Annotated in this window: 9 protein-coding genes; 8 read left to right on the forward strand and 1 reads right to left on the reverse strand. The window is 64.3% G+C overall.

Annotated elements, in window-relative coordinates; translation table 11 throughout:
* Window positions 1–3 precede the first annotated feature (3 nt).
* The 3 genes from MOP87_RS13270 to MOP87_RS13280 are packed head-to-tail and all read left to right on the forward strand — an operon-like array spanning window position 4 to window position 4,554.
* On the forward strand, window positions 4–1,170 hold the full coding sequence (locus MOP87_RS13270; RefSeq protein WP_242809621.1) for an efflux RND transporter periplasmic adaptor subunit: 1,167 nt from the start codon (window positions 4–6) through the stop codon (window positions 1,168–1,170).
* Window positions 1,171–3,135, forward strand: coding sequence for a MacB family efflux pump subunit (locus tag MOP87_RS13275; protein ID WP_049695670.1), 1,965 nt, complete (start codon window positions 1,171–1,173; stop codon window positions 3,133–3,135).
* A 3-nt stretch (window positions 3,136–3,138) separates the two neighbouring features.
* Entirely contained in the window at window positions 3,139–4,554 is a 1,416-nt protein-coding gene (locus tag MOP87_RS13280) for an efflux transporter outer membrane subunit (protein ID WP_049695669.1), read from the forward strand.
* Window positions 4,555–4,633: 79 nt separating this feature from the next.
* Here MOP87_RS13280 and MOP87_RS13285 read toward each other — a convergent pair whose 3' ends face one another.
* Window positions 4,634–6,262, reverse strand: a complete 1,629-nt coding sequence (locus MOP87_RS13285) for a PvdJ/PvdD/PvdP-like protein (protein WP_181074435.1) — start codon at window positions 6,260–6,262, stop codon at window positions 4,634–4,636.
* Window positions 6,263–6,473: 211 nt separating this feature from the next.
* Between MOP87_RS13285 and MOP87_RS13290 the strand changes: the two genes are divergently transcribed.
* The 5 genes from MOP87_RS13290 to MOP87_RS13310 all read left to right on the forward strand — a co-directional run bounded on the left by MOP87_RS13290 (window position 6,474) and on the right by MOP87_RS13310 (window position 14,302).
* The gene (locus tag MOP87_RS13290) at window positions 6,474–7,820 is read left to right on the forward strand and encodes a dipeptidase (RefSeq protein WP_242809623.1); all 1,347 of its coding nucleotides are present in this window, start codon (window positions 6,474–6,476) and stop codon (window positions 7,818–7,820) included.
* A 16-nt stretch (window positions 7,821–7,836) separates the two neighbouring features.
* Window positions 7,837–9,123, forward strand: a complete 1,287-nt coding sequence (locus tag MOP87_RS13295) for an aminotransferase class V-fold PLP-dependent enzyme (protein ID WP_049695666.1) — start codon at window positions 7,837–7,839, stop codon at window positions 9,121–9,123.
* 37 nt (window positions 9,124–9,160) lie between these two features.
* The gene (locus MOP87_RS13300; RefSeq protein WP_033736625.1) at window positions 9,161–10,063 is read left to right on the forward strand and encodes a formylglycine-generating enzyme family protein; all 903 of its coding nucleotides are present in this window, start codon (window positions 9,161–9,163) and stop codon (window positions 10,061–10,063) included.
* A 27-nt stretch (window positions 10,064–10,090) separates the two neighbouring features.
* Window positions 10,091–11,740: a cyclic peptide export ABC transporter gene (locus tag MOP87_RS13305; RefSeq protein WP_049695665.1), complete on the forward strand. Its 1,650-nt coding sequence runs from the start codon at window positions 10,091–10,093 to the stop codon at window positions 11,738–11,740.
* Between the two features lie 111 nt (window positions 11,741–11,851).
* The gene (locus tag MOP87_RS13310; protein ID WP_033695166.1) at window positions 11,852–14,302 is read left to right on the forward strand and encodes a TonB-dependent receptor; all 2,451 of its coding nucleotides are present in this window, start codon (window positions 11,852–11,854) and stop codon (window positions 14,300–14,302) included.
* The last annotated feature ends 149 nt before the right edge of the window (window positions 14,303–14,451 follow it).

A 14,451-nucleotide genomic window follows, 5' to 3' on the forward strand; every position in this document is an offset into this window, starting at 1 on the left:
CCCATGAGACGTGCACCCGCTATTCGCCACCGCCTGCTTCTGGGCGGCTTAGCCCTGCTGAGCCTGGGCAGTCTTCTGGCCTGGCGTACCCTACCCTTGGGCGCGGTACCGACCAACACCGTCAGCGTGACGCGTGCAGACATCGAAAGCAGCGTCACCGCGCTGGGCACGCTGCAACCCAGGCGCTATGTGGATGTTGGCGCACAAGCGTCCGGGCAGATTCGCACGCTCCATGTCGAAGCCGGCGATACCGTGCGCAAGGGACAACTGCTGGTGGAGATTGACCCGTCCACACAGCAGGCGCGCGTGGATGCCGGGCGCTTCTCCATCGACAACCTCAAGGCGCAGCTCGCCGAGCAGCGCGCCCAGTTCAAACTGGCCAGGCAGCAGCTCGCCCGCCAGCGCAGCCTAGCCGATGCCGGCGCCACCCGCGAAGAGGATGTGCAGGCGGCCGATGCGCAGCTCAGCGTCACCCAGGCGCGTATCGACATGTACCAAGCGCAAATCCGCCAGGCCCAGGCGAGCCTGCGCAGTGACGAAGCCGAGTTGGGCTATACCCGTATCTACGCCCCGATGGATGGCACCGTGGTGGCGGTGGATGCCCGTGAAGGCCAGACCCTCAATGCCCAGCAACAAACCCCATTGATTCTGCGCATCGCCAAGCTCTCGCCGATGACGGTGTGGGCGCAGGTGTCGGAGGCCGATATCGGCAAGGTCAAGCCCGGCATGACGGCCTATTTCACGACACTGGCCGGCGGCAAGCGCCGCTGGAGCAGCCGCGTCAGGCAGATCCTGCCGATTCCACCCAAACCGCTGGAGCAAACCAGCAGCGGTGGCGGCAGCCCGGCGAGCGCGACCAATGGCGCCACCGGTACTCAGGTGGTGCAGTACACCGTCTTGCTGGATGTGGAGAACCCTGACGGTGCGCTGATGGCCGAAATGACCACGCAAGTGTTCTTCGTCGCCGGGCAGGCCAGCGGTGTACTGACCGTACCCCTGGCTGCGCTGGACGAAAAGGATGGCGTGCACATTGCACAGGTGCTCGCCCCCGATGGCCAGGTGCGACCGCGTCAGGTACGAACAGGGCTGAGCGATCGCCTGCGTGTGCAGGTGCTCGATGGCCTGGGCGAAGGTGAGCGGTTGCTGATCGGCCAAGGCAGTGGAGGCTGAATGACCACGCCCCTGATCGAACTGCGCGACATCTGCAAGGCTTACGGCGGCTTCGGCACCCCCAAGGTGGACGTGCTGCGAGGTATCAGCCTGCGCATTCATCCCGGTGAGTTCGTTGCGATCGTTGGCGCTTCGGGCTCCGGAAAATCGACCCTGATGAACATCCTCGGTTGCCTGGACCGCCCCACCAGCGGCAGCTATCACTTCGCGGGGATGGACGTGGCCGAGCTGGGCAACGATGAGCTGGCTTGGCTGCGCCGTGAGGCGTTCGGATTCGTCTTTCAAGGCTATCACCTGATCCCCTCCGGCTCTGCGCTGGAAAACGTAGAGATGCCGGCCATCTATGCCGGCATCCCGGCCCAGGAGCGCCACGCCCGCGCCGCGGCCCTGCTGGAGCGGCTAGGCTTGGCAAGCCGCACCGCCAACCGCCCGCATCAACTGTCGGGCGGTCAGCAGCAGCGGGTGTCGATTGCCCGCGCCTTGATGAACGGTGGCCACATCATCCTCGCCGACGAGCCTACCGGCGCCCTGGACAGCCACAGCGGCAAGGAAGTCATGGCGTTGCTGGACGAATTGGCCAGCCAAGGTCATGTGATCATCCTGATCACCCACGACCGAGATGTCGCGGCCCGCGCGCACCGGGTCATCGAGATCCGCGACGGCCTCATGATCAGCGACTCGGCCGATGAGCGCGACGGCACAGCCCGCCACCCAGGCCTGCAGGCCGATGCTCTGCGTCAGCGCCTGGACCAGGGGGCGCAGTTGCGCGGCGCCTGGAAAGGCGAGCTGGTCGAAGCACTCCAGGCAGCCTGGCGCATCATGTGGATCAATCGCTTTCGCACGGCGCTCACCTTGCTGGGTATCGTCATCGGGGTAGCCTCGGTTGTGGTCATGCTGGCCGTGGGCGAAGGCAGCAAGCGCCAGGTGATGGCGCAGATGGCCGCGTTCGGCTCGAACATCCTTTATCTCAACGGCAAGCCGGCGACACTCGGCGAGCCGGCAGGCACCGTCACCCTGGACGATGTCGCGGCCATCGGCGAATTGCCGCAGGTCAAGCACGTCATGCCCGTGATCGGGGAAAAGCTGATGGTGCGCCAGAACAACACCAGCCAGGTGTTTTACGTGGGCGGCAACAACACTTGGTTCGAGGACATTTTCAACTGGCCCGTGGTGGAAGGCTCATTCTTCAGCCAGGCCGACGAAGCCGCCGCGGCGGCGGTCGCCGTGATTGGCCAGAAAGTGCGGGAAAAGATGCTGGGCGACCATGCCAACCCGATCGGTCAATACCTGCTGATCGGCAACGTGCCATTCCAGGTGATCGGCATACTGGCGGGAAAAGGCGCCAGCTCCGGCGACCAGGACAGCGACGGGCGTATCGTGGTGCCGTACTCGGCCGCCGCCATCCGCCTGTTCGGTCATCGCGACCCCGACTACATCACCATTGCGGCGCGCGATTCGACCCAGGTCAACGCGACCGAGGCGGCCATCGATCACCTGTTGCGCCAACGCCACCAGGGCCGCCACGATTTCGAACTGACCAACGATGCGGCGTTGATCCAGGCCGAGGCACGCACCCAGAGCAGCCTATCGCTGATGCTAGGCGCCATCGCGGCCATCTCGCTACTGGTGGGCGGCATTGGGGTGATGAACATCATGCTGATGACCGTGCGCGAGCGTACCCGCGAAATTGGTATCCGCATGGCCACCGGAGCCCGCCAGCGCGACATCATGCGCCAGTTCCTCAGTGAGGCGGTCATGCTCTCGATGGTGGGCGGGCTCAGTGGCATCGTCCTGGCCTTGGTCGTCGGCGCCGGCTTGATGCTGGCCGATATCGCGGTGGCCTTCGCGCTGCCAGCCATGCTTGGCGCTTTTACCTGCGCTGTGATCACCGGCATCGTGTTCGGCTTCATGCCCGCACGCAAAGCCGCCCGACTCGACCCGGTCAAAGCCCTTACCAGCGAATAAGCCATGCCCTTGCCAAGCCGCATCAGCCTGTTGACCCTTTGCCTGGCGTTCGCCGGGTGCAGCCCACCCACCCTGCCCCAGGCAGCGGTCGATATGCCGCGTACCTGGCAGGGCCCGACACACGCTTTCGGTGAGGCCGACCGACCGGCGCGTCAGTGGTGGCAGTCCTTCAACAGCCCCGAGCTGGACAGCCTGGTGCAACGCGCCCTGCTTAACAGCCACGATCTGGCGGCCGCCACCGCACGCATCCGGCAGGCCAGAGCGCGAGCCGCCATCGCCAACGCACCCCTGCTGCCAGCGGTCGAGCTGGGCGTGGATGCCAGCCGCCAGCGGCTGCTCAAGGGTGAGGGTTATAACGACCTCGATGCCACCCGTAGCGAGCGCACCAGTACCGCGTTCGATACCCAGCTCAGTGCCAGCTATGAAATCGATTTCTGGGGCGGCCTGCGGGCTAGCCGCGACAACGCCCTGCGCACATTGCAAGCCAGCCGCTTTGACCGGCAGACGGTGCAGTTGACCCTGCTCAGCGACATCGCCGACACGTATCTGCAGGGCCTGGCCTTAGCCGAACAACTGCGCATCGCCCAACTGAACCTGGACAATGCACGGGGCATTTTGCGCCTGGTCCAGGCACGCCAGCGCGCAGGCTCGGCAACACACCTGGAGCTTGCCCAGCAGCGCAGCCTGGTCGCGGCCCAGGAGCGTCAGGTCCCCCTGATGGCGCAACGCGTGCAAGACACCCGCATCACCCTTGCAACATTGCTCGGCGACCCAGTACAGCAACTGCCGACCAGCCGCCAGCCGTTCGCCAGCGTGGCCTGGCCGACGGTTGACAGCGGCCTGCCCAGCGACCTGCTGACCCGTCGCCCCGATATCGCCGCCGCCGAGGCCCGCCTGGCAGCGGCCAACGCCAACGTGCAAGTGGCCCGGGCGGCCATGCTGCCCAAGGTAACCCTTGGCGCCACCCTGGGCAGCGGCGCGCGCACCTTCGCCCAGACGCTGGAAAGCCCCTATTACACCCTGACCTCTGGTCTGCTTGCGCCGATTTTCGACAACGGCAGGCTCAGGGCTTCCCGCGATCTGGCCGAGGCCGAGCAGGCCGAACTGCTGGAGCAGTATCGCAGCAGCATTCTCGCTGGCCTGAGCGATGTGGAGAAGGCGCTCAATGCCCTGGACGGTGTCGACCGCCAACGCCACTGGCAGGACGAAGAAGTGCGACAAGCTCAACTGGCCTTTGACCTGGCCGAACAGCGCTATGGGGCAGGCGCCGAGACCGTACTGACCGTGCTGGAAACCCAGCGCACGCTGTATGTAGCCCAGGATCAGCAGGCAACGCTTCGCCTGGCCCGCTTGCAAGCGAGCGTGGCGCTTTACAAGGCGCTCGGTGGTGGGTGGCAGGTGGGCGGTGATGCCCCTTAGGCGCAACGCTGGGCTGGAAAAACGCCAGGGTCGCCGAGGCCGCTGCGCGGCCTATCGCGGCATGAATCTCCATGAACCCTCACCGCAATGGCCGCGTCACCTTGATATGCCGGGCATACCATGGCCGCTGCGGCACCTTGGGCCGTAACGCGGCGAAACGATCATCCTCGGCATAGATGATGCGCAGGGCCAGCTTCATGGTCTCCGGGTCCATCTCCACACTCCGCCCTGGGCGCAGCCCAGGCACTGTGGAGCATCCATGGGTATCAGGCCCCAGCCAGGGGTCGGCAACTTCCACCCATCGCCCCGGCGCGAACCAGGGCACGCCGTTGACGTCCAGGCGCCGCACTTCACCAGGATGAAGCCGTTCATGGGCCTGGAACCAGTCCTCGATGCGGTCGTCGATCCAGCCATGAAAGCGCCAGAACACCGGGTTCACATGGGATGAAAAAGGGTCGCCGAGAAAATCGTTCTCGGCGCCATACCAGCGTTGGGCATAGTCGTCGGGCGTGCGCGCCATCGGCACCGGCATGCCGTTGGCCGGATCGCGCGGCACCGAGGCCCAGCGCATGTGCAGCCAGTCATGCAAGCCCAGCTCCAGTTCTGAGCCAAACTGCCCCAAGGTCAAGGTACTGAGGTAATGCGGATCGCTGTAGCGCGACTCCCAGACCTGGAAGTTGCCGTAGAACGTGTCCGGGCTCTTGATGTCACGCACCCACTGGGTGTACTCCTCGTCATCATCGGCCAGCCATGTCGGCGGCAAGGCGTTGCCGTCATGGTTGTCGAAGTAGGCTGCGAACCCTACGCGGTCGCGCTCGAGCGCTGGCTGGGGCAAAGGAAAACGCGGCCACGACGGTAACGGCTCAATGGCCCTGGCGTTGCCCAGCATGTGCCGATGCATGAACAGAAAGTCCTCGCCGGAGCCGTTGCGGTCCTTGTGCCGGCCCCGTGCATCACGCTCGCGCGCCCTCGGCCCTGGCTGCCAGCCAAGCCCGCGCAACGCACCGCGCTTTTCGTCATCGAGCTTGTGCCACTTGTCCCGCGACGCATGCCAGAGCTGGTGAAACAGCCGGTGTTCCGGCGCGATCAGCTTCGCCAGTAACGGCGCCGACAATGGCGTGCGCTCCCGCGCTTCGGGGAACGTTCTTTTCAGCGCCAGGAAACGGTTGTCCTGCACGGGCAGCGCCAGTGGCCGCTCAAGCGCCACCACGTGCCCGCTCAAGGTCGCAGGTCCTGCGTTGCCGTACGCCCCCCAGACCTCGTCAAGCACAACCTGGCACTCGTAGCGTGCCCCCAGGGGGTTGGCGTCCGTGGCCAACAGCCGCCAGCGCAGTGTCCCTGGTCGGTCGAGCAACAAGTCAGCCACCACCCGATAGCGTGGCTCCAGGGTGCTGCGCAAACGTTCAGGGGTGTCGAGGTAGCCGCGCAACCCCCGCCCGCTCGAGGCCACATCCAGGAAAAGCTCAAGCTCCCCTGACGGCATACCGGCGAGCCCGGCCTCGCGGCCTTGAGGTGTCCAGCGCCAGATACCGCGCAAGGTGTCGCCCAGCTGCCTGACAGGCGTATCGGCAAGTTCCACCACCGCCTCGCCGGGGGTCTCAGGGTATTGCTCTTCACTGGCTCGCCGCCGCTGCAGGTACCGCGCGCCTGGCACTGCCATACCCGTCAATGCCACACCGGCGATGAACCCGCGTCGAGAAATCGTCATTGCCCTACCTGTGCTTTCACTTCGGCCATGGAGCACGGCCCATCCAAGGCTAGGACGTGGCTCGGCGGGCGAAATTTAGCGCTGCAGTGCGCCCTGGCACCTGTCTTCAGTCAACGGGCGGGCGCTTAAATTTCCGCTATCGCAGCTCGTTCCCTCCAGGTAGCGGCGGCATCCAAGCCCATCCCTCGACGGTGAACCTACTGAGACCAAGATGACGACACCACGCTGGAAAAAAGCCTTGTATATCAGCCTGGCCGCGGCCGTGACCGCCGGTGCCGGGTGGGCGGCCTGGGACTATCTCGACACGCCGTCAGGCTACCCCAGGGTCGTCATGCGCCAGGCCAATGACCTGCAGGAACGCCTGCTTTCGTTCGACAGCCACATCACACTGCCGCTGACCTTCGGCACCGAAGGCAGCGAAGCCGACCAAGACGGTGCTGGTCGCTTCGACCTGAACAAAGCGGCGCGCGGGCGCCTGTCTGCCGCTGCCCTGACCATTTTCGCCTGGCCCGAATCCTGGACCGGCGACGATGGCCCACACCGCCCTACCCCCGGCTTCGTCGAGGCCGCCCGCCACACGCAAGAGGTGCGCTACAACGCCATCATGGGCATGGTCCGCGACTTTCCCGAACGGGTGGGCGTTGCCTATACCCCGCAGGACATGCGCAGGTTGCACGGCGAAGGCAAGTTTGCGGTGTTGCTCAGCATGCTCAATGCCTACGCACTGGGCGACGACCTGGACCAGCTGGACCGTTGGGCTGCGCGCGGCGTGCGCCTGTTCGGCTTCAGCTACGTGGGCAACAACAGCTGGGCCGACTCCTCGCGCCCGCTGCCCTTTTTCAATGACACCGTCGATGCACTCGAAGGCCTGTCATCCATCGGCAAGCAGGCAGTACAGCGCCTGAACGATCTGGGGGTGATCATCGACGTGTCGCAGATGTCCAGCCAGGCCCTGGCCCAGGTCGTGGCGCTCAGCCGGGCACCGGTGGTGGCGTCGCATTCGGCGCCCCGGGCGATGGTCGACATCCGCCGCAACCTGTCGGACAAGGAAATGCAACTGATCAAGGACAGCGGCGGTGTCATCCAGATCGTCGCCTTCTCCACCTACCTCAAGCCCTTGAGCAACAAAACCCAGGAGCGCCTCAACGCGCTGCGCAGCGACTATGCCCTGCCGCCCCTGGCTGACCTGAACTACGCCCTCATGCCGGGCGACCCCGTTATCGCGGGCTGGCCGGAACAGAAAGTGGGCCAGTACGCCAATGCGTTGTACGCCATTCTCGACGAAGAACCGCCAGCCACGCTCAAGGACTACGGCGACGCCATCGACTACGCGGTGCGCAAGGTCGGCATCGACCATGTAGGCCTGAGTTCGGACTTCAACGAGGGCGGTGGCATTGACGGCTGGCAGGACGCCAGCGAGGCCCGCAACGTCACGGCCGAACTGATTACACGAGGTTACTCCGAAGCTGACATCAGCAAGCTGTGGGGCGGCAATTTCCTGCGTGTCTGGCAGCAGGTGCAGGCGGCAGCGGCCCCTGGCGCCACCCCCTCACGATGATGATGCGAGCCCTCAGATGAACGACCGTCGCGCCTTTCTCAAGCAGGCCAGCCTGCTCGCTGCCAGCCTGCCACTGGCAAGCCATTTGATACCCGCCGCCCAGGCAGCGCCCACACGGGCCGCAGGCTCTGACGCCTGGGCGGGCTTTCGCAGCTTGTTCGACCTCGACCCAGCCTACGCCCACTTCGCCAACTTTCTGATCACCTCGCACCCAAAACCGGTACGCGACGCCATCGAGGCTCTGCGCGCGCAATTCGATCGGCACCCGGCCCGGCTGGTGGACTGGGATAGCCAGTCGGAATGGAAGCACGAAGCGCAGGTCCGCGAAGCGGCGGCCCGTTACCTGCAAGTCGCACCACGGCAAATTGCCCTGACCGGCAGCACGACAGAGGGCTTGGGCCTAATCTACGGCGGGCTCAAGATAGCACCCGGGCAAGAGATCCTGACGACGGTGCACGAGCACTCGGCAGCGCGCCACACGTTGGACTTTCGCACCGCCCGCGATGGCACCCCGGTACGCCGGCTGCGCCTGTTCGACGAGCCGTGGAACCTGTCCACCGACCAAGTGCTGAGCACCATCAAGGCGGCCATCAACCCCAAGACCCGCGTGCTGGGCATGACCTGGGTGCACTCGGGCAGTGGCGTGAAGCTGCCGGTGGGCGCCATCGGCGAACTGGTGCGCGAGGCCAACCGGGACCGCGCCGAGCATGAGCGCATCCTGTACGTCGTCGACGGCGTGCATGGCTTTGGTGTAGAGGACATGCACTTTGCCGAGCTCAACTGCGACTACTTCATTGCCGGCACGCACAAGTGGATGTTCGGCCCGCGCGGCACAGGGATCATCTGCGCGGCCAGCACCGCACTCGACAACCTGAACCCCCTCATCGCGACTTTTTCCGAAGATGAGGATTTCGCCACCACCTTCACCCCAGGCGGCTATCACGCCTTCGAGCACCGATGGGCGCTGGGCGCAGCCTTCGACTTGCACCTGCGGCACGGCAAGGCCGCCATACAGGCACGCATTCACGGCCTCAACGACTACCTCAAACAGCGGCTCGAAACGATGCCGGGCGTGCAACTGGTCACGCCGCGCAGCACTCGCCAATCGGCAGGTTTCACCTTCTTTCGGGTAGCCGACCAGGATGCCGACGAGGTCGCCGCCTACCTCAACAGCCAGCGCATCGTCGTCGATGCGGTGTCGCGCGACGTGGGCCCGGTGGTACGCACTGCACCGGGCCTGCTCAACACCGAAGCCGAAATCGACCGGCTGATCGCTGTGCTCACTCCACGCTTGCGCCGCTGAACCCCTCATGCAGACCATCGATCACGGACTTTTCACCATGCCCAACCTGCCTTGCGTTTCATTCAAGCCATTGTCCAGCACCCTGTACAGGCTCGGCACTGCCGTGCTGCTCGGCCTGCTGGCCAGCCCTGCCGTACACGCGGGCGAAGCGATCAAACCCGGTAGCGTTTTCAAGGACTGCCCACATTGCCCGGAAATGGTAGTGCTGCCCGCCGGCAGTTACCTGATGGGTACCCCGGAGGATGAAGTGGGTCGCGAATACGATGAGGGCCCGCAGCATACCGTGACCTTCGCCAAACCGTTCGCGGTGGGCCGCTTCCCGGTCACCGCAGGCGAGCTGGATGCGTACATCCGTGAAACCGGGGTCAAGATCGCCGATGGCGACACCCGTCCTGGCCGCTTCTGCAAGGCCAGCAAACCCACCTACAAGCAGGGCCCTCGCCAGCCGGCGGTGTGCATCAGCTGGTTCGACGCCGATGCGTATGCTCAATGGCTGACGAAAAAAACCGGGCACACTTACCGCCTGATCAGCGAGGCGCAGCGCGAATACGCCGCCCGGGCCGGCTCCACTGGCTCTTTCCCGTTCCCCTTCGACAACAACGACGAGAAGGCCTACAGCATCAGCCAGCACGCCAATACCTATGGCCCTGCCGATGGCTACTCCTACACCGCGCCCGTGGGCAGCTACCCGGCCAACGCCTTTGGCGTGTACGACATGCACGGCAATGTCTACGAGTGGACGGCCGACTGCCTGAACCCAGACTACGAAGGTGCGCCTGCCGATGGCAGCGCCTGGAAAACCGGCAACTGCGAGAAACGCGTCATGCGCGGCAACGACTGGGGCGAGGCCCCGGTGTTCTCGCGCTCGGGCAACCGCAACAACCGCTCGCCCGAGGTTCGCGGCGATTTCCTTGGTTTCCGAGTCGTCCGCGAACTCTGACAGCCCCACGCGATTGAGGAGAAACACATGACCCATCAACCTCGTGGCGCCGTCAGGGAACTGTTCGGCCTGCTCAAGCCGTTCTGGCCTCTGGTCACGGTTTGCATCGTCCTGGGCATGATCGGTGGCCTGAGCGTCACCGCTTTGCTGGCCACCATCAACAGCAGCTTGCACAGCGACGCCGGCCTGACACAGGGCGTGGTACTGGGCTTCGCTGGCCTGTGCCTGCTGGCCCTGCTCAGCTCGATTCTGTCCGACATGGGCACCAACTACGTAGGCCAACACGTCATCGCCACCTTGCGTCGTCAGCTGGGTGAGAAGGTGCTGGCCGCGCCCATCGACCAGATCGAGCGCTACCGCAGCCATCGGCTGATCCCGGTACTGACCCATGACGTGGACACCATCAGCGACTTCGCCTACGTCTTCGCCCCGCTGGCCATCTCGCTCACCGTGACGCTGGGGTGCCTGGGCTACCTGGCGCACCTGTCTTGGCAGATGTTCCTGGTGATCCTGGTGGCCATCGGTGTGGGCACCGTGCTGCAGTTCATCGCCCAGGCCAAAGGCATGCGGGGCTTCGAAGCCGCGCGGGAAGCCGAGGACGACTTGCAAAAACACTACAGTGCCATCGCCGAAGGGGCCAAGGAACTGCGCATTCACCGGCCGCGCCGCCAACGGATGTTCAGCCACGGCATCCGCGACACGGCCAATCGGATCTGCGCCACCCAGGTCCGCTCGATCAACACCTTCGTGATCGCCAAGACCCTGGGCTCGATGTTGTTCTTCGTGGTGATTGCGGTGGCGCTGGCCCTGCAATCGTACTGGCCCTCGGCGGACAAGAGCGTTACCAGCGGTTTCGTGCTGGTGCTGCTGTACATGAAAGGCCCGCTGGAGCACCTGATCAGCACCCTGCCGATCATCGGCAAGGCCCGGATCGCCTTTCGTCGTATTGCTGCGCTGTCGACGCAGTTCTCCTCGCCCGAACCACACCTGCTGCTGGACGACGCACGCAAACCAGCCATGGCCATGAACTTGCTAGAACTCAAGGACGTTCGCTACACCTTCCCTGCCGTGGAGGGCGCCGAGCCCTTCCAGTTCGGGCCGGTGAGCCTGCAGGTCCAGCAAGGCGACATCGTGTTCATCGTCGGTGAAAACGGCTGCGGCAAGACCACCCTGATCAAGCTGCTGCTGGGCCTGTATGCCCCGCAAGCCGGGAGCATCGTGCTCAACGGCCTGCCCGTGACGGCCCAGACCCGCGATGACTACCGCCAGCTGTTCACCACCATCTTCGCTGACTACTACCTGTTCGACGACGTGATCCAAGGCGATCAACCGCTACCCGATGACGCCGGGCGCTACCTCAGGCGCCTGGAGATCGACCACAAGGTGAGCATCCGCGACGGGGTGTTCAGCACCACCGACCTGTCCACCGGCCAGCGCAAGCGCCTGGCGCTGGTCAGCGCCTGGCTGGAGGAGCGTCCCGTACTGGTGTTCGATGAATGGGCCGCCGACCAGGATCCGACCTTCAGGCGGATCTTCTACACCGAGCTGCTGCCGGACCTGAAGCGGCTGGGCAAGACCATCATCGTGATCTCCCACGACGATCGCTACTTCGATATGGCCGACCACTTGGTGCGCCTGCACCGCGGCAAGATCGCGCCAGCACTTCACCCCGCCTGAAGCGTTGTAACCGGACTGAAATTTTTTCTTTCCGGTTTTCCTACGCTGGTGCGTCTCACTGAGCAACTAATACAAATCATTATCATTTAAATCTCCACCAGAGAGGATGTAATGCCAGCCCTTAGCACGCTCAACCCGATCACCCAAGCCTTCAGGCTTCACCGTGTCTTCCAGACGACGCTGCTCGGCTCGAGCCTGAGCATGGCGCTGTGCCTGCCGCTGTCGGCCCAGGTGATGGCCCAGGAAGTGGACGTGGACATTGCCGCCATGCCGCTCTCCGCTTCGCTGCAGGCGTTCGGTCGCCAGGCCGACCAGCAGGTGCTGTTCAGCCCGGATGATGTGCAAGGGCTCAACGGTCGAGCCGTCAAGGGCCACCTCACCGCGCAGCAGGCCCTGGCAACCTTGCTGGCAGGCACGGGGCTTGCGTACGACATCCAGGGCAACAGCGTGACCATTCACCGTCGTGGCAACGACACCAGCTCGCTGCAGCTGGACGCCACCACCGTGCAAAGCAACCTGGACGGTTCGAGCGAAGCCAGCCGTTCGTACACCGTCAACAGCAGCAGTGCGTCCACCAAGCTGCCCATGTCCCTGCGCGAAACCCCCCAGTCGGTCAGCGTCATGACCCGTCAACGCCTGCAAGACCAACAGCTGACCACCCTGAGTGACGTGCTCAAGCAGGCGCCGGGCCTGTCGGTGCAGAACATCGACAGTGAGCGGGTGAACATCTATTCGCGCGGCTATTCGATCGACAGCTACCAGTTCGACGGTATCCCCACGACCCTGATCGTGCAGACCAGTGCCAGCCCACAAAGCCTGATCGACACCTCGATTTATGATCGCGTCGAAATCGTGCGCGGCGCTACCGGCCTGATGACAGGCGCCGGTGACCCCTCGGGCAGCATCAACCTGGTCCGCAAGCGCCCGACCTCCACCTTCCAGGGCTCGATCACCGCCGGGGCGGGTTCCTGGGACACCTACCGCACCGAGGTGGACGTGTCCGGCCCCCTGACCGACGATGCCCGCCTGCGCGGTCGCACGGTCGTGGCGTACAAGCAGGGCAACAGCTACATCGACCACTACCAACAGGAAAAACAGACCTACTACGGCATCCTCGAAGCCGACCTCACCGACAGCACCCTGTTGAGCGTGGGCGTGGACTACCAGAAGAACAACCCGCGTGGCGTATCGTTCGCCAGCTTCCCGCTGTTCTACAGCAATGGCGAACAGACCGACTTTTCCCGTTCGATCAACGCAGGTTCGCGCTGGAGCTACCGTAAGCAGAACACTCTTACCACCTTCGCCAACCTTGAGCAGAGCCTGGTCAACGACTGGAAGCTCAAGGTGGCGGTCAACAACATGTACAGTTCGCGCGACTATTCCCTGGCCTCGCTCAGCGGCGACTTCCCCGACAAGCAAACCGGCGAAGGGGCCTACCTGTACGGCGGCGACGGCTCAGGCTCGCAGCGCCAACTGGGCATCGACGCCTTGGTCCAGGGCCCCTTCCAGCTGTTGGGCCGCGAGCATGAGCTGGTGATCGGCTTGAGCGGTTCGGAATTTCACGACTACAGCGACCCGGCCGACGACGACCTGGAAGGCCGTCCGGCCAACATCTACACCTGGGACAACGACACCGAGCGCCCCCTTTCCGTGGGCAAGCTGATGAACGACGACACCACCGTGCGCCAGAACGCCGCGTACATGGTGGCGCGTTTCAAACCCACCGATGACCTGTCGCTGATCCTGGGCGCACGGGTGGGCGACTACAGCTACAAGAAAAAAACCGTGGCCAACCCGTCCTATCCGGGCCTGAACAGCCGCGCCTCCACCCGCGAGAGCGGTTTCGTCACCCCTTATGCAGGGGTGGTGTACGACCTTACCGACATCCACTCGCTTTACGCGAGCTACACCAAGATCTACAAGCCGCAGTCGATCCGCGATCAGGCAGGCAAGACCCTGGAATCGCGCGAAGGTGACAACTACGAAATTGGCCTGAAAAGCGAATTTCTGGATGGGCGGGTCAACACCGCCGTCGCCCTTTACGAAATCAAGCAGGACAACCTGGGCGTGGCCACCGGCGAAACCGTCGAAGGGACCATTCGTGAGTCGGCGTACCGCGCGGTGTCCGGCGCCAAGACCCGCGGCATCGACATGGAAATCTACGGCGAAGTCATGCCCGACTGGAACGTCAGCGCCAGCTACAGCCACAGCCTGACCAAGGACTCGGACCGCGAGCGCATCATGACCGAAGCGCCTGCCAACCTGGTCAAGCTCTGGACCACATACCGCCTGCCCGGCGATCTCAACCAGCTGACCGTGGGCGGCGGCATGAACTGGCAGAGCGGCCTGAGCCTGACCACCAGCCAGGGCAAGGCGACCCAGCAGCAATACGCTGTGTTCGACCTGATGGCACGCTACGACATCACCAAGGAACTGAGCGCCACCGTCAACGTGAACAACGTGTTCGACAAGAAGTACTTCAGCGCATTGGACCCCACGTTCTTCACCGGTTACTACGGTGAGCCCCGCAACGTGATGTTCACCACCCGGTACAGCTTCTAAAGCCCCTGTCTGTGACGACAAGCCGGCTCGGCGACTGAGCCGGCTTGCCTGCGAAGTGCAGGGAGGCAGCGCGACTCGAACGCTATCAAGCATCCAGTCACCTCCCCACGTATAAGATCGGTGATGCCGACAAACTGCATCCACTGGCC

The sequence above is a fragment of the Pseudomonas sp. I3-I5 genome (genome assembly GCF_022699445.1).
Lineage (GTDB): Bacteria > Pseudomonadota > Gammaproteobacteria > Pseudomonadales > Pseudomonadaceae > Aquipseudomonas > Aquipseudomonas fulva.